This window comes from Amycolatopsis sp. NPDC004169 (assembly GCF_040610315.1).
Lineage (GTDB): Bacteria > Actinomycetota > Actinomycetes > Mycobacteriales > Pseudonocardiaceae > Amycolatopsis.
Genome location: NZ_JBEXMD010000002.1, coordinates 15,880 through 30,812, shown reverse-complemented (window position 1 = coordinate 30,812; position 14,933 = coordinate 15,880). Strand labels below are relative to the sequence as shown.

The following is a 14,933-nucleotide window of genomic DNA, read 5'->3' as shown; positions in this document are numbered from 1 at the left end:
GCCGACCGTCCCGGTACATCGGCCGACCGCCCAGGTGCGCGAGCCGACCGCCCAGGTGCGCGAGCCGACCGTCCAGGTGCGTCAACCGACCATTCCCGTGCGGCGGCCGACCGTTCGGGTGCGCGAGCCGACTGTCCCGGTGCGGCAGCCGACTGCCCGGGCACGCGAGCCGGTGCGCGGGGCGGCCGGCTGGATGCGCCCACCGCCCCCTCGGGCGCGCGGCCTACTTCCTCGGCAGGGCCCGGACATGCGGCAGGGCCCCACGCAAGTCGCGCGGGGCCCTGCCGGAAAGCTGCTCGTCGAGCAGGGGGTCGCCCCAAGGGGGTCCCCCGGATTTCACGTTACCGCAGGGGTACGACAGTTTCGGGCGATCAGTCCTTCTTCGCCGCGGTCGAGGTGCGCCTCGCCGGGGCCTTGCGGGCCGTGGTCGTCTTGGCGGCCGGGGCCTTCGCCGCCGGGGCCTTCGCGGCCGCGGTCGTCTTGGCGGCTGCGGTCTTCGCCGCGGTCGTCGCCTTCGCCGCCGTCGACTTCGCGGCCGTGGCCGTCTTCGCCGCCGCCGTCTTCGTCGCCGTGGCGGCCTTCGCTGCCGTCGACTTCGCCGCCGTGGTTGTGGCCGGCTTGGCCGCCGTCGTCCGCGAACGGGTTGTCGCCGGCTTGGCCGCGGTCGTCTTCGGGGCCGCCTTGGCCGCCGTTGTCCTCGTTGCCGCCGGCTTGGCCGCCGTCGTGCGGGTCCGCGTGGTCGTCGCCGGCTTCGGGGCCGCCGCCGTGCGGGAGGCCGCCGCTCGCGTGGTCGTGGTCGCCGCCGCGCGCTTGACCGGGGTGGCCTTCGGCAGCTTCTTCGCCCCGGAAACGACTTCCCTGAAGGTGGTGCCGGCGCGGAACGCGGGCACGTTCGTCTTCCTCACCCGCACCGCTTCGCCGGTGCGCGGGTTGCGCGCCGTCCGTGCCGCGCGGGCGCGCTTTTCGAACACACCGAAGCCGGTGATGTTGACCTTTTCGCCCTTGTTGACCGTCCGGATGATGATGTCGACCAGACCGTCGACCGCCTCGGCAGCGGCCTTCTTGTCGCCCAGGCGCTCGGTCAGCGCCTCGATCAGCTGGGCCTTGTTGGCCATGTCCAGTCCTCCAGGAAGGCTCCACGGCCGCATCGGCCGACTAGCGACACGGTATTACCAAGGCAGCACAAATTCCAAACGGCATGCGGAACTTTCCCTTGTCCCGGGACGGGTTCCGCCTCGCGCCGAGCCCCGGTAAAAGGCTCGCGGAGGGCCGTTCGGCATCCGGAGGAAACAGCCGGAAAAGGGGCGCCTTCCCTTGTCGCACAAGGGAAGGCGCCCCTGGACCGGATCAGCCGGCGGCCACCGGCGTCGTCGTCGGCTTCCACGACGGGCGGCTCGCCTCGAAGGCGTCGATCTCACCGGCATGGCGCAACGTCAGCGCGATGTCGTCGAGGCCTTCCAGCAGCCGCCAGCGGACGTAGTCGTCGATCTGGAAGGGCGCGGTGAAGTCCTTGGCCCGCACGGTCTTGGTCTCGAGGTCGACCGTGACCTCGGTGCCGGGCTCGTTCTCCAGCAGCTTCCAGAGCAGCTCGACGTCGTGTTGCTCGCACTGCGCGGCCACCAGGCCGCCCTTGCCGGAGTTGCCGCGGAAGATGTCGGCGAACCGGGCGGAGATGACGACCCGGAAGCCGTAGTCCATCAGCGCCCAGACGGCGTGCTCGCGGGAGGAACCGGTTCCGAAGTCCGGCCCCGCGACCAGCACGCTCCCGTTCCGGAACGGCTCGGAGTTGAGGATGAAGTTCTCGTCGCCGCGCCAGGCGGCGAACAGGCCGTCCTCGAACCCGGTCCGGGTCACCCGCTTGAGGTAGACCGCGGGGATGATCTGGTCGGTGTCCACGTTGGACCGGCGCAGCGGGACGCCGACGCCGGTGTGCTGGGTGAACGGTTCCATGGGTAGCTCCTCGGGTGGGTCAGCGGGCGGCGGTCAGCAGGTCGTCCGGGGACGAGAGCGTGCCCCGGACGGCCGTGGCGGCGGCCACCAGCGGCGACACCAGGTGCGTCCGGCCGCCCTTGCCCTGCCGGCCCTCGAAGTTGCGGTTGGACGTCGACGCGCTGCGCTCGCCCGGCTTCAGCTGGTCCGGGTTCATGCCGAGGCACATCGAGCAGCCGGCCTGGCGCCACTCCGCGCCCGCCTCGGTGAAGACCTGGTCGAGCCCCTCGGCCTCGGCGGCCTTGCGGACGCGCATCGAGCCGGGAACCACCAGCATGCGGACCGAGTCCGCCACTTTCCGACCGCGCAGCACCTCGGCCGCGGCCCGCAGGTCCTCGATCCGGCCGTTGGTGCAGGAGCCGAGGAAGACGGTGTCGACGGCGATCTCGCGCAGCGGCGTGCCGGGCTTCAGGTCCATGTAGGACAGGGCTTTTTCAGCGGCGATGCGGTCGTTCTCGTCCGGGATCGCCTCCGGGTCGGGCACCTCGGCGCCCAGCGGGAGGCCCTGGCCGGGGTTGGTGCCCCAGGTCACGAACGGCGTCAGCTCGCTCGCGTCGAGGTGCACCTCGGCGTCGAACTCGGCGCCGTCGTCGGTGCGCAGCTGCCGCCAGTTCTCCAGCGCCGCGTCCCAGTCCGCGCCCTGCGGCGCGTGCGGGCGGCCCTTCAGGTAGGCGAAGGTCGTCTCGTCCGGCGCGATCATCCCGGCGCGGGCGCCGGCCTCGATCGACATGTTGCAGACGGTCATCCGGGCCTCCATCGAGAGCGCCTCGATGGCCGAACCGCGGTACTCCAGGATGTAGCCCTGGCCACCGCCGGTGCCGATCTTGGCGATCACCGCGAGGATGATGTCCTTCGCCGTGACGCCCGGGCGCAGCTCGCCGTCGACGGTGATCGCCATGGTCTTGAAAGGACGCAGCGGCAGCGTCTGGGTGGCCAGCACGTGCTCGACCTCGGACGTGCCGATGCCGAAGGCGATGGCGCCGAACGCGCCGTGCGTCGAGGTGTGGCTGTCGCCGCAGACGACGGTCATGCCGGGCTGGGTCAGGCCCAGCTGCGGGCCGATGACGTGCACGATCCCCTGCTCGGCGTCACCCATCGGGTGCAGCCGGACCCCGAACTCCTTGCAGTTGCGGCGAAGGGTGTCGACCTGGGTGCGCGAGACCGGATCGGCGATGGGGAGCTCGATGTCGACGGTCGGGACGTTGTGGTCCTCGGTCGCGATGGTCAGGTCGGGGCGGCGCACCGGCCGCCCGGCCAGGCGGAGGCCGTCGAAGGCCTGCGGGCTGGTGACTTCGTGCAGCAGGTGGAGGTCGATGTAGAGCAGGTCCGGTTCGGCACCTTCGCCTCGGCGCACGAGGTGGCTTTCCCACACCTTCTCCGCCAGCGTGCGGGCCTTGCCGGTCGGGCTGGTCATCTCCGGCTCCTTCCACGGTTCGTCGACGAACTCGGGCGCGCACCTGCGAGATCGGGGTGCGAGCCGCGAAGGAGGGCGCAGCTCGAGTTCAGGGTTTTCCCAGATACTGGACTTCCCAAAGTGCGGGACGCTAGTATCGGTTCGTGGGACAGCATAGCGGTATCGGAGTACTGGACAAAGCAGTGGCCGTCCTGCAGGCGGTCGCGGACGACCCCTGCGGCCTCGCGGAACTGTGCACGCGGACGGGCCTGCCCCGGGCCACCGCCCACCGGCTCGCGGTCGGGCTCGAGGTGCACCGGCTGCTGCGCCGCGGTCCGGACGGCCGCTGGCGTCCCGGTACGGCACTGGCCGAGCTCGCGGGCGGTTCGACGGACCCTCTGCTCGACGCGGCGGGCGTGGTCCTGCCGAAGCTGCGCGACGTCACGGGCGAGAGCGTCCAGCTGTACCGGCGCGACGGCATCCAGCGCGTGTGCGTCGCGACGGCGGAGCCGCCGAGTGGCCTGCGCGACACGGTCCCGGTGGGGTCCCGCCTGCCGATGACGGCGGGCTCGGGCGCGAAGGTGCTCGCGGCCTGGGCGGACCCGCACACGCAGCGCACGATCCTGGCGGACGCGGTCTTCGGCGAGCGGACACTCCTGGAGGTCCGGCGGCGCGGGTGGGCGCAGAGCGTGGCGGAGCGCGAGCCGGGGGTGGCGAGCATCTCGGCCCCGGTGCGCGATTCGGCGGGGACGGTCGTGGCGGCGGTCTCGGTTTCCGGGCCGATCGAGCGGATCGGGCGAAAGCCGGGCGCGCGGTGGGCGGCGGACCTTCTCGCGGCGGCGGACGCCTTGCAGGAACGGCTCTGAGGTTTGCCCGGCGGGTCCTGAAGTGTGGTCGTAGTCGGTGCCTGGGCCGGGTTTCCACAGGCTGGTGCGGATGTGGATGAACGAGCCCGGGCAGCGGTTTTCCGGACGATCTTGTCGGCAGCGGCCGATACGCTGGAACCGGGGGGCGCCCCCGGGCGGCGGCGCTGAGGCGACTGCGCCCGACAGCCGCGGCGACGTTGAGGCGACTGCGCCCGACAGCCGCGGGAGCCCTGCGGGAAGAGCCTTGAAATCGCGTCGGGGTCATTGCCCGGCCGGGTTTCCACAGGCCGGGCCGGATGTGGACAAACAGGCCCAGGCAGCGGCTTTCCCGCCGATCTTGTCGGCAGCCGCCGATACGCTGGAACCGGGGGGCGCCCCCGGGGCGGCAGCAGCGCAAACGATCGCCCCCGCCACCACACTTCACGGCCGCTGCCCGAGCCGCAGAGCGAGTTTCCGACCTCCGACCAGCCGCGCAAGCAGCGTCTCCACCGAAGCGATTGCGCCCACCAGCCGCACCTGACACCGTGGCCCGATGCTGAATCAGGTTGCCGACGGTGTCTGGGTACGACAGAGCGAGTGGGTCTGGAGCAACACCACCGTCGTGGAAACGGACGACGGCCTCCTCCTCGTCGACCCCGGGATCCACGGCTCCGAACTCGACCAGCTCGCCGACGACCTCGAGCGGCTCGACACCCCCGTGGTCGCCGGGTTCTCCACCCACCCCCACTGGGACCACCTGCTCTGGCACCCCCGCTTCGGCGACGTCCCCCGCTACGCCACCCCCACCAACGCCCGCATCGCCGGCGAAGCCCGCGAACGCGCTCAGGCCATGGCCCGGGAAACCGCGCCGGACATCCCCCTTGAACCGATCGCCCTCCTCACTCCGCTGCCCGAAAACCACCATCCCCTCCCGGGCGAACTCATCGAGCACGACGCGCACGCCCCGGGCCACGCCGCTCTCCTGCTCGCCGACCGGGGCGTGCTGATTGCCGGTGACCTGCTCTCCGACGTCCTGATCCCGCTCCTCGACCGCCGCCGGAACGAAGAGCCCGCCCACTACCGCGCCGCGCTCGACCGGCTGGAAGACGCCGCGGGGCGTGTTGATGTCCTCGTCCCCGGGCACGGCTCCGTGGCGCGAGGCGAAGAGATCGCCGCCCGCTTCGCCGTCGATCGGGCCTACCTCGACGCGCTCGCTCGCGGCGAAGACCCCGATGACCAACGGTGGGGGAAGTAGCGCCGATCGGGTGACCCTGCCGGAACTCGCGTATTCGGTGACGGCGGTCACGTCTCCTCATTGTCAGCACCACACGAGGGGGATGACCACCATGCACACCGAACTGAACCGCCGGGCGATGGCGATGCTGCGGGCCGTCGGGGCCGGGCGGGCCGAACTCACCTGCAGCTGCGAGCCCGACCTGCGCGTCGACGGCCTGCCCTGCTGCGACCAGGCCACCGCGCACCAGCTGGCGCGGGCCGGCCTGATCCGGCCGTCGCGGGTCGTGGCCGTCGGGCAGTGGACGCGGGCCGAACTGACCGATGAGGGCCTGCGGGCCCTCGGCGGAACTCTCGCCGCCGCGTGACGCAACCATCCGGCCCCCTCGCGCGTGTACGCGGCAAACGCGAGGGGAACCCATGAAGATCGCCACCGCCCTGCTGGGCGCCTGCCTGCTGCTGACCGCGTGCGGGAACACGCCGACCGCCGCCCCGCCTGCCCAGAACCCGAGCCCGGTCACGACCATCACGTCCCGGCCCGTCGCCGACCCGGCGGCCGTGCGCTGGATGGACGGGTTCTGCTCGGCCGTCCACGGCTACCGGCTGCGCACCAACCAGGAGGCCGAGGCCGTCCAGCCGACGCCCGACACGTTCGACGAATCGCAGAAGGCGCTCAGCGCGACGCTGGGCGGGATCGCGGCGCGCACCGGCGAAGTGGTCGACAAGCTCACCGCGCTGCCGCCCGCGCCGGTGCCGCTCGGGGACACCGTCCGGCAGGCGTTGGTCACGAAGTTCACCAAGGCCCGCGACCGCGCCACCGAGGCCAAGGACGCGCTCGACCGCGCGAAGCAGGGCAGCGTGGCGGCCCAGGACCGGGCCGTCCAGGCGATGAACCAGGCGCAGCGGGACGTCGACGGCACCTACGACCCGGTCGGCGCGGTGGCCGCGTCCCCGGAGCTGATACTCGCCTCCGCCACCGCGCCCGGCTGCAAGATCTGACGCGTCAGAGGCAGGGATCGTGACGAGCCGCCCACGGACACGGTGAACGTGCCCCGTGCCGGCCGCCACGCGTGGGTCGCCGTGTCCCAGACGGAGAACGCCCGTGCGTCCAGCCGGATCGTCACACGCCGGGCCTGTCCCGGTGCGAGCGAGACCCGCTCGAAGCCCTTGAGCTGCCGCGGCGGCTCGCCCGCGGCCGCCGGGAAGCCCAGGTACAGCTGGGCGACCTCGGCGCCCGCCCGGTGGCCGGTGTTCCGCACCGTGAACGTCGCCGTGGCGCCGTCGCCGGTGCTGCGCACCGACAGGTCCGAGTAGGCGAACGTCGTGTACGACAGGCCGTGGCCGAAGGGGAACAGCGGCTCCCGGCCCTGCGCGTCGAACCACCGGTAGCCGATCTGCAGCCCTTCCGAGTAGGTCGCGACGCCGTTGATCCCCGGGAACTGCGCCGGGGTGTTCGCCGGCGTGTCGGCGTCCGCGGCCGGGAACGTGATCGGCAGCTTCGCCGACGGGTTGACGTCGCCGAAGAGCACGCCCGCCACCGCCGCGCCGTCCTGCTGGCCGGGGTACCACGCCTGGAGGATCGCCGGCACGCGCGAGGCCCACGGCATGAGCACCGGGCCGCCGCTCTTCACCACGACGACCGTGTGCGGGTTGGCCTCGGCGACGGCGGTCACCAGGGCGTCCTGGTTGCCGTCCAGGGCCAGGCTCGGCCGGTCCTTGCCCTCGGTCTCGTTGTCCCCGACCATCACCACGCTGACGTCGGCGGTCCGGGCCAGCGCGGCCGCGCGCGCCACGTCACTGCCGTCGTCCAGGGTCACCGCGGCCCCCGGCACCCGCTGCTGCAGCCCCGGCAGTGGGTCCACTGTGGACGTCGGGATAACGGCGGAGCTGCCTCCGCCGCCGGTCTTGGCCTTGGTCGCGAACGGCCCGATCAGGGCGATCGAGCGCACTCCGGCGTCGAGCGGCAGCTGCGCGTGCTCGTTGCGCAGCAGCACCATGCCGCGTTCGGCGAACTCCTTCGCCGCGGCGTCGTGTTGCGCCGTCGGCAACGGCGAAAGCACCGGCGGGTGGTCGAACTGCCCGAAGGCGAACATCGTGCGGAACCGCGGCAGGAGCAGCTCGTCGACCCGCCGCTCGGTCACCTGCCCGGCCAGCACGGCCTGCTTCAGCTTGTCGCCGTACCAGGTGCCGTCGATCATTTCGAGGTTCATGCCCGCGTTCACCGAGCCGAGAGTGCTGTGCGCGGCACCCCAGTCGGACTGGACGAACCCCTTGAACCCCCACTCGTCACGCAGCTTGCCCTGCAGGAGCGCCGGGTTCTCGCACACGAACACGCCGTTGATCTTCGGGAAGGCGCACATCACCGAACCCGCGCGGCCCTCGGTCACCGCCCGCTCGAAGTGCGGCAGGTAGATCTCGTTGAGCGTGCGCTCGTCGATGTGCTCGTCGATGCTGAAGCGCTGGGTCTCCTGGTTGTTGGCCGCGTAGTGCTTGACCTCGGCGATGGTGCCGTTCTCCTGGATCCCGCGGATGTCGGCGGCGGCCAGGGCGCCGGCCAGGACCGGGTCCTCCCCCATGCCTTCGAACGTGCGGCCGTTGCGCGGGACGCGGGCCATGTTGATGTCGGGCGCCTCGGACACGTTGTGCGCCAGCGCCCGGGTTTCGCTGCCGATCAGCCGGCCGTACCGGCGGGCGAGACCGGTGTCGAACGTCGACGCGAGCGCCATCGTGGCCGGCAGCGCGGTCGCCGGTTTCTGGGGCTTGTCGTCGGCCGGGCCCATCCCGGCCGGGCCGTTGGCGATGCGGAAGCCCGGCACGCCCAGCCGCGGGATCGGCGGCACGAACCGCTGGTGCTCGGCGTCGGGCTGCAGGTGCAGCTGGGAGATCTTCTCGTCGAGGGTCATCGCCGCGACCAGCTCGGCGGCCCGGCGGTCGGGTGACTGGCGGGCGTCGCGCCAGGGTTGGGCCTGCGCGGCCGCCGGTGTCGTCAGCGACAACCCCAGGACCACGGCGAGAACGAGCGGGCCTTTGCGCATCCGGCCAAGCTAATCCATACGTGACACCGAAACATAGACGCGATTGACGTTCATGTACTTGAACGAAGATTGGACTCAACCATTTCCCCGGCTCAGGCGTGGGAGGAGCACCAACGGGAGGGGACGAGCCATGCTGAAGAAAACCCTGATCGGCCTAACGGCGGCGAGCGCGGCGACGCTCGCGCTGGCGGCCCCGGCGAGCGCGGCCGGCGAAGGCGGGTGGATCCTGACCTCGACGGTCGAGCCGGGCGGCCGGATCAACGCGGACGTGTACACCGGACTGGGCCACTCGGCGTGCACGCCGACCGGACCGGTCACGTCCGCGGGCTTCACCGCTCCGCTCAAGATGGTCGGTGTGGGCAACTGGGGGCACATGGGCGGGAGCACGACCGCGATCAAGCGACCCGGCAGGTACACCGCTTCCTACCCGTGCTCGGACGGCCGGTCGCCGACCCTCACCTTCACGATCCTCGTCACGCCACCGCCGGACACGACGAAGCCCAAGCCGAAGCCGGCGAAACCGCAGGTCGCGGTCAAGCCGGCCGGGGCGCCGCAGACCGGGGACGGCTCGCTGGGCTGACCCTCCACACAGGACACCCGGGGTGGCGCATTCCCCAGTCCGCCGCCCCGGGGCCCTCAGCGGGGCGCAGCCGGGCGCAGCGCCCGGGACACGGCCGGTCGCCCAGCCGATGACGCAGAACGGCCTCCAGCCGCACCCGGGGCCCGGCTTCAGCGGGCCGCCATAGCGCCCCCGATACCCCAACTACTGGTCACCGAGCCGGTTCAGCGAGCCGCGGCCAGGCGCAGCGCCCGATACCCGAACTACTGGTCACCGAGCCGGTTCAGCGAGCCGCGGCCAGGCGCAGCGCCCGATACACGAACTGCTGGTCGCCCAGCCGGTGCCGCAGGTCGCGCTCCAGGCCGGCGATCGGGTACAGGTTCTGCGGTGCGCGCGAGTCCTTGTACGCGACCGACGCGAACCGCCCCAGCACCGACTGGGTGACGTTCGCCAGCTCCGCGACCTGCTCGCGGCCGAGGTGCGGTGCCGCCTCGACCCGGACCACCCCGGACCACGGCGGGCCGCCGACCGACGGCAGCCGCAGGTACCACGAATGGCGGACCCACGTCGTGCCCATCAGGAACACCGGCGTGCGCTGGTGCGCGCCGAGCCGTCCGACCAGTGCGTTGAGCTCGCCCGGCAGGTACGTCGTCTGGTGGCTCTTGATGAACCCCACCGCCCGGTCGAGGTGCGCCCGGCCGCGCAGCGGACCGTCGACCACGAGCAGGTCGTTGCCGACGTGCCCGGCGATCGCCGTGCGGGCGCGGATCGCCGTCTCCAGCTCGGTCTCGGCCAGCTGCTCCTGCAGCGCCGACGACAGCACCACCGGCAGCGGCTTGTCCTCCTTGGCCGCCGCGCGGTGCGCCGTGTAGATGCCGGCCGGGGTGACGATGTCGTCCGCCTGCGGGGCGACGGTGAACAGCCCGCGCCGGACGTCGGTGCCGACGACGTGTGCCCGTCCCTCGCAGCAGCACACCACGCCGGCCGCGTAGGAGGCGCAGATGCCGATGGACGCCGAGTTCGTGCCCGCCGGGTCGTCGATCCAGACGCGGGCGTCGATCCGCCGGACGCCGTCGACGAACAGCACGGCTTCGGGCGGCGACACCGGCGACGGGTCGATCGGGGCCCACTCGGCCTCGGGGACCTCGACGTCGAGCTCGACCTCGGCCTGCGAGCGGCCGAGCTCCTCGGCCTCCATCGAGCTGCCGTAGCCCGGGTCCCAGGCGTCGATGTTGAAGTGCATCCCGGCCACCGCATCGGCTTGGTGAACGGTCATGCGCCCTCCCTGGCGATGTGTGAGCCGGTGCCGTCCCGGGTGACCAGGAACCGCACCGGGACGCGCTCGGCGAGCGCCGGCACGTGCGTGATCACCCCGACCATCCGGGAGCCGGACGCGGCCAGGTTCTCCAAAGTGGACGCCACGACGTCGAGGGTCGCCTCGTCCAGCGTGCCGAAGCCCTCGTCGAGGAAGATCGACTCCAGGCGGGTCGCCCCCTCCGCCGCCATGGCCCCCAGCTGCGAAGACAGCGCGAGCGCCAGGGAGAGCGACGCCTGGAACGTCTCGCCGCCGGACAGCGTCTTGACCGGGCGGCGGGCGTCGGCCTCGTTGTGGTCCACCACCAGGAAGTCGCCCTTGTCGTGGGTCAGCTCGAACTGGCCGCCGGACAGTTCCAGCAGCGACGCCGACGCCTCGGCGACCAGCGTGTCGAGCGCGCCGGCGATCAGCCAGCGCGGGAACTTGTCCGAGCGCAGCAGGTCCGCGAGCAGCCGCGCGACCTGGGCTTCGGACTCGGCCGCCGCGATGTCCTCGTGCAGGCCCGCGACGCGCGCCACTCGCCGTTTCAGCTCCGTGTGGTCGCCTTCGGCGCGCGCCCGGGCGGCCGCGACGGCCACCGGGACGCGCTCGCGCACCGGGCCCTCCGGCACGGCCACGCCGAGCGCGGTGACGTCGTCGGCGACCGCGCGTTCGGCCGCCTGCAACGCTTCGGCCGTTTCCCCTTCGGCGGACGTCGCGACGGCCAAGCGCTCGCGGTGGTCCTTCGCCTGCCCGGCGGCCCAGTCCGTGAGCGCGGTCCAGGCGTCGAGGAGGCCTTCACCGTCGATCGGCGGGGCACCGAGGCCGACCAGCGGGTCGCGCGCACGGGACAGCTTCTGCCGCTCGGCTTCCACCTGGGCGCCGATGCCCGCCTGCGCTTCCGTGGCGCGTTTCGCGGCCACCCGCGCGGTCCGCAAGCCGGCGTCCGCCGTTTTCGCCGTCTGCTCGAGTTCCGCGACACGGGCGAGCTGCTCGGTGACGACCTCGGCGGATGGTGCGCCGTCGAGGGTCGCCGCCAGCTCCGCCCGCCGTTGCCGCGCGGCCGCCAGTCCGGTGCTCGCCGCCTGCTCGGCCAGCCCCGTGTCGACCGCCCGCGCGCGCCGCTGCTCGGCGTCCCGCTCGGCGGTCCGGAAATCCTCCGCCGCCACGACGGCTTCCTTGCCGGCGGCCTCGGCGGCCGCTTCCGAAGCGGCCAGCACGGTGCGCCGCTCTTCCAGTGCGGAAGCCGCCCACGTGGTGAGGCGCTGCCACCCCGCCGGGACGTCGTCGCCGTCGAGCGCCGGCGCTCCCAGCTCCACCAGGGGATCGCGGGCCGCGCGCAGGGCCTCGCGGGCCGCCGCGAACGACTTCGCCACGATTTCGGCCTCTTGCTGGGCCTTCGTGCGTTCGGCGCGCGCCGCGGCCAGTTCCGCGTCCGCGGCGCGCGCGGCGTCGGCCACGCGGGTGCGGCCGTCGATCGTCGCCGAGAGCCATTCACCCCGTTCGCGGACGGCGGCGACGAGATCCGCGTAGTCCCGCTCGGAGAAGGACGCCTCGACGGGCCGCAGCAGGGCTGCCGACTCCGGCGGCCCGTCGACCTCGGCGAGCACCGCGCGGAGTTCTTCCGCCTGCGCGGCCGCCGACGTGCGGGCGTCGGTGTCGCGGTCCACGGCCCGTTCCAGCTTGCGCACGCCCGATTCGGCCGACGCACGGCCGCGCTCGGCTTGTTCGACGCGCTCGCGGGCCTCGGCGAGGTGGGCGTGGCCGCCGGCGTCCGGCAGGGCCGTGACTTCCTGCTCGCACACCGGGCACGGGTGCCCGACGGCGAGCCCGGCCCGCAGCACCAGCGCCTGCCCGGCCTGCTCGGCTTCGGCCAGCGCGGTCTTCGCCGCGGCGAGTTCGCTGTCGGCGGCGGCGAGGGCCGCGCGCGCTGCTGCCAGCTCGGCGCGGCGAGCGGCTTGCTCCGGCGCGGCCTTCCGTTGCGCCTCGCACAACGCATACAGCGTGCGGGCATCCGAGCGGGCCGCGGCGAGCGGGGCGACATCCGGCTGGGCGGCCAGCGCCGCCCGTGCCTCGGCGTCGGCGGCCTCCGCCGCCTGCAGGCGCTCGTCGGCGGCCGCCGTGCGCTTCGCCACCCGCGCCGATTCCGCCGACAGGTCGCCGAGATCCCCCGGCGGTCGCAGGCCGGCGAGCCGATCCCGGTCCTGCCGGGCGCGGGCGGCTTCGGCGGCGGTGTCCTCCGCCGCCCGGGCCGTCCGGTCCCGGTTCTCCCGGGCCGCGTCGAGGACGGACATCGCTTCGCTCGCCGCCGTGGCGGCAGCTTCCTTCGCCTGCTTCGCCGCTTCCGCCGCTTCGCCGAGCCGCGGGAGAGCCTGCTCGAGGTCGGCGAGTTCGGTGTGCGCGGCGCGGATCCGTTCCAGTTCGCCGCGCGCGGGCGCCGCGGCGAGGGCGGCCCGGGCGGTTTCGTCCGCCGTTTCCGCCGTCTCCAACGCGGTGCGGGCCGTCGCGACGGCTTCGGCCGCTTCGCGACGCCGGGTTTCGAGGTCTTCGACACCGTCCGGGCGTTCTACAGCGTCGAGGACTTTCAGCTCCGCCGTCAGCGTGGCGACGCGTTGACGCGCTCCTTCGTGCGCGCGGGTGGCGTCGTTCAGCCCCGGCAGGGCGGCGTTCACCCGCGCGTCCAGCTCCGCCAGCGCCGTCATCCGGGCAGCTTGTTCAGCGACGGCTTCCTCGGTGGCGTCGGCGTAGCTGCCGAGTTGTTCGGCGAGAACGGCGGCACGCTGCTTCTGCTGCTCCGCCGTCACACCGGCCCGGCGGCCGATCCGCTCGTAGACCTCCAGGCCCAGCAGCTTGATGAGGATCTTCTGCCGGTCGGCGGCTTTCGCGTGCAGGAACTCGGCGAAGTCGCCCTGGGGCAGCGCCACGCAGGTGCAGAAGTGCTTGAACGTCAACCCGAGCAGGCGTTCGACCGCCGGGGTCACCTCGGAGTCCGCGGCGACCGGGTCGGCGTCGTCCTCCGGGCCGCCGAGCGCGGTCGGGTCGATCAGCCGTTCCAGGCGGACGTTCTTGACGCTGACCGTGGGTTTCTTGCCGCCGCTGCGCCGGACCTCGCGCACGACGTGGTAGCGCGCGCCGCCGGCGTCGAAGACCAGCCGCACGGTGGCGCGGTTGACCGTCGGGGCCAGCGCGGGCGCGACCAGGCCTTCGTGGTCCCAGCGGGCGACCGAGCCGTACAACGCGAAGGTGAGCGCGTCGATGACCGTGCTCTTGCCCGCGCCGGTCGGCCCGACGAGCGCGAAGTAGTCGGTGTCCTCGAAGCCGATCTCGGTCTTCTCGCGGAAGGACGCGAAGCCGGTCATCTCCAGCAGCACTGGCCGCATGTCACACCCCGCTCGTCTCTTCGTCGTGCAGCCGCGCGAAGAGCGCCTGCACGCGCTTGTCCTCGACCGTGCGTTCCGCGCAGTAGCTCGCGAACAGCTCCCCCGGTGAACGGTCCGCGACCGCGCGGTCGCCGTTCGACGTCATCACCGGCGCGGCGAACTCCGGGTCGATGCGGATTTCCAGGGCGTTCGGCAGGGCTTCCTGGATCTCCTCGCGCAGCCCGGCCCTGGTCGCTTCGCGGATGTAGACGCGGAGGTAGTCCTCGCCGAACTCTGCGGCGCGGCCGGTCAGTTCCGCCACCGTGCCGTGGACGGTCCGCAGCTTGCGGCCCGATTTCAGCGGGATGTCGGTGATCTTCGCCGGTGTCGACGGGCTCACCTCCACCGCCAGCACGACGCTGGTGTTGTCCTGCTCGCCGAAGTCGACCGCGAACGGCGAACCGCTGTAGTGCACCGGGCACGCGGCGGGCAGCGACTGGCGCCGGTGCAGGTGGCCCAGCGCCACGTAGTGCGGGTCGGCGCCGAACGCCGTGGCGGGCACGTGGTACTCGAAGATGGACTGCGCCGCGCGTTCCCCGCCGCCCATCGTCCCGCCGGTCACCGTCAGGTGCGCCATGACGAGGTTCACCGCGCCGGGCGTGAACCCGGTCTTGAGGTGCTCCAGGATGTCGCGCACGCGCTGGTCGTACTCGCCGACGTTGTCCGCCGGCGTCCCGGCGAGCAGCTCGGCGGCGCGGACCGCGTAGCGCTGGGAAAGGAAGGGCAGCACGGCGACGTTGACGCGCTCGCCCGTCGAACGCGCGTCGAACGAATAGACACCGCCGTCGTGGACCGGGCGGGGGTCGCCGGTGAGCTGGATGCCCGCGGCCAGCAGCAACGGGCGGTACGCCTCGAACGTCGCGGCGTGGTCGTGGTTCCCGGCGATGGCGATCACCTCGGCACCGGTTTCGCGCAGCGCCATCAGCGCCCGCACCACGAGTTCCTGCGCGGCCGCCGACGGCGCCGACGTCTCGTAGAGGTCACCCGCGACGAGGATCGCATCGAACTGCTCCTCCCGCGCGATCCGGACGATCTCGCCGAGCACCGCCCGCTGCTCGTCGAGGCGGTTGCGCCCCTTGAGCGTCTTGCCGATGTGCCAGTCGGAGGTGTGCAGGAACTTCACACTTCGTCCTTCCGTTCGGGTTGGTGGGCGGTGGGCTCGCGGT

Annotated in this window: 12 protein-coding genes; 5 read left to right on the top strand and 7 right to left on the bottom strand. The window is 72.8% G+C overall.

Annotation, left to right across the window (positions count from 1 at the left end; genetic code table 11):
* Positions 1-371 precede the first annotated feature (371 nt).
* From ABZX11_RS02790 to leuC, 3 genes are all read right to left on the bottom strand, one after another.
* Entirely contained in the window at positions 372-1,115 is a 744-nt protein-coding gene (locus ABZX11_RS02790) for an HU family DNA-binding protein (RefSeq protein WP_354909285.1), read from the bottom strand.
* Positions 1,116-1,347: 232 nt separating this feature from the next.
* Positions 1,348-1,950: a 3-isopropylmalate dehydratase small subunit gene (gene leuD, locus ABZX11_RS02785; RefSeq protein WP_176172364.1), complete on the bottom strand. Its 603-nt coding sequence runs from the start codon at positions 1,948-1,950 to the stop codon at positions 1,348-1,350.
* 19 nt (positions 1,951-1,969) lie between these two features.
* Entirely contained in the window at positions 1,970-3,403 is a 1,434-nt protein-coding gene (gene leuC, locus ABZX11_RS02780) for a 3-isopropylmalate dehydratase large subunit (RefSeq protein ID WP_176172365.1), read from the bottom strand.
* A gap of 143 nt (positions 3,404-3,546) precedes the next feature.
* Here leuC and ABZX11_RS02775 point away from each other — a divergent pair, with 143 nt between their 5' ends.
* The 4 genes from ABZX11_RS02775 to ABZX11_RS02760 all read left to right on the top strand — a co-directional run bounded on the left by ABZX11_RS02775 (position 3,547) and on the right by ABZX11_RS02760 (position 6,459).
* Entirely contained in the window at positions 3,547-4,248 is a 702-nt protein-coding gene (locus ABZX11_RS02775) for an IclR family transcriptional regulator (protein ID WP_176172366.1), read from the top strand.
* A gap of 532 nt (positions 4,249-4,780) precedes the next feature.
* Positions 4,781-5,482 carry an MBL fold metallo-hydrolase gene (locus ABZX11_RS02770; protein ID WP_354909281.1) on the top strand — a complete coding sequence of 234 codons (702 nt, stop codon included), beginning with the start codon at positions 4,781-4,783 and terminating at the stop codon, positions 5,480-5,482.
* A 91-nt stretch (positions 5,483-5,573) separates the two neighbouring features.
* Positions 5,574-5,828, top strand: a complete 255-nt coding sequence (locus tag ABZX11_RS02765) for a hypothetical protein (protein ID WP_354909278.1) — start codon at positions 5,574-5,576, stop codon at positions 5,826-5,828.
* A gap of 52 nt (positions 5,829-5,880) precedes the next feature.
* The gene (locus tag ABZX11_RS02760; protein WP_354909275.1) at positions 5,881-6,459 is read left to right on the top strand and encodes a hypothetical protein; all 579 of its coding nucleotides are present in this window, start codon (positions 5,881-5,883) and stop codon (positions 6,457-6,459) included.
* On the opposite strand, the gene ABZX11_RS02755 is transcribed toward ABZX11_RS02760, so the two are convergent.
* Positions 6,381-8,495 (bottom strand): glycoside hydrolase family 3 C-terminal domain-containing protein, encoded by a 2,115-nt coding sequence (locus tag ABZX11_RS02755; RefSeq protein ID WP_354909272.1) that lies wholly within the window; start codon positions 8,493-8,495, stop codon positions 6,381-6,383. The two genes, ABZX11_RS02760 and ABZX11_RS02755, sit on opposite strands and share 79 nt — an antisense overlap.
* 130 nt (positions 8,496-8,625) lie before the next feature.
* Between ABZX11_RS02755 and ABZX11_RS02750 the strand changes: the two genes are divergently transcribed.
* Complete coding sequence (locus tag ABZX11_RS02750) at positions 8,626-9,075, top strand: hypothetical protein (RefSeq protein ID WP_354909269.1); 450 nt, start codon at positions 8,626-8,628, stop codon at positions 9,073-9,075.
* 262 nt (positions 9,076-9,337) lie between these two features.
* Here the strand turns inward: ABZX11_RS02750 and ABZX11_RS02745 are convergent, their stop codons facing one another.
* The 3 genes from ABZX11_RS02745 to ABZX11_RS02735 are packed head-to-tail and all read right to left on the bottom strand — an operon-like array spanning position 9,338 to position 14,890.
* The gene (locus ABZX11_RS02745) at positions 9,338-10,330 is read right to left on the bottom strand and encodes a hypothetical protein (RefSeq protein ID WP_354909266.1); all 993 of its coding nucleotides are present in this window, start codon (positions 10,328-10,330) and stop codon (positions 9,338-9,340) included.
* Positions 10,327-13,728, bottom strand: a complete 3,402-nt coding sequence (locus ABZX11_RS02740) for an SMC family ATPase (RefSeq protein WP_354909263.1) — start codon at positions 13,726-13,728, stop codon at positions 10,327-10,329. The genes ABZX11_RS02745 and ABZX11_RS02740 overlap by 4 nt, the downstream gene beginning before the upstream one ends.
* 1 nt (position 13,729) lies before the next feature.
* Entirely contained in the window at positions 13,730-14,890 is a 1,161-nt protein-coding gene (locus ABZX11_RS02735) for an exonuclease SbcCD subunit D (RefSeq protein ID WP_354909261.1), read from the bottom strand.
* Positions 14,891-14,933: the final 43 nt, after the last annotated feature.

Coding starts and splice junctions, on each gene's coding strand:
- ABZX11_RS02790 (WP_354909285.1), bottom strand. CDS start 1,115: ATGGCCAACAAGGCCCAGCTGATCGAGGCGCTGACCGAGCGCCTGGGC.
- leuD (WP_176172364.1), bottom strand. CDS start 1,950: ATGGAACCGTTCACCCAGCACACCGGCGTCGGCGTCCCGCTGCGCCGG.
- leuC (WP_176172365.1), bottom strand. CDS start 3,403: ATGACCAGCCCGACCGGCAAGGCCCGCACGCTGGCGGAGAAGGTGTGG.
- ABZX11_RS02770 (WP_354909281.1), top strand. CDS start 4,781: ATGCTGAATCAGGTTGCCGACGGTGTCTGGGTACGACAGAGCGAGTGG.
- ABZX11_RS02765 (WP_354909278.1), top strand. CDS start 5,574: ATGCACACCGAACTGAACCGCCGGGCGATGGCGATGCTGCGGGCCGTC.
- ABZX11_RS02760 (WP_354909275.1), top strand. CDS start 5,881: ATGAAGATCGCCACCGCCCTGCTGGGCGCCTGCCTGCTGCTGACCGCG.
- ABZX11_RS02755 (WP_354909272.1), bottom strand. CDS start 8,495: ATGCGCAAAGGCCCGCTCGTTCTCGCCGTGGTCCTGGGGTTGTCGCTG.
- ABZX11_RS02750 (WP_354909269.1), top strand. CDS start 8,626: ATGCTGAAGAAAACCCTGATCGGCCTAACGGCGGCGAGCGCGGCGACG.
- ABZX11_RS02745 (WP_354909266.1), bottom strand. CDS start 10,330: ATGACCGTTCACCAAGCCGATGCGGTGGCCGGGATGCACTTCAACATC.
- ABZX11_RS02740 (WP_354909263.1), bottom strand. CDS start 13,728: ATGCGGCCAGTGCTGCTGGAGATGACCGGCTTCGCGTCCTTCCGCGAG.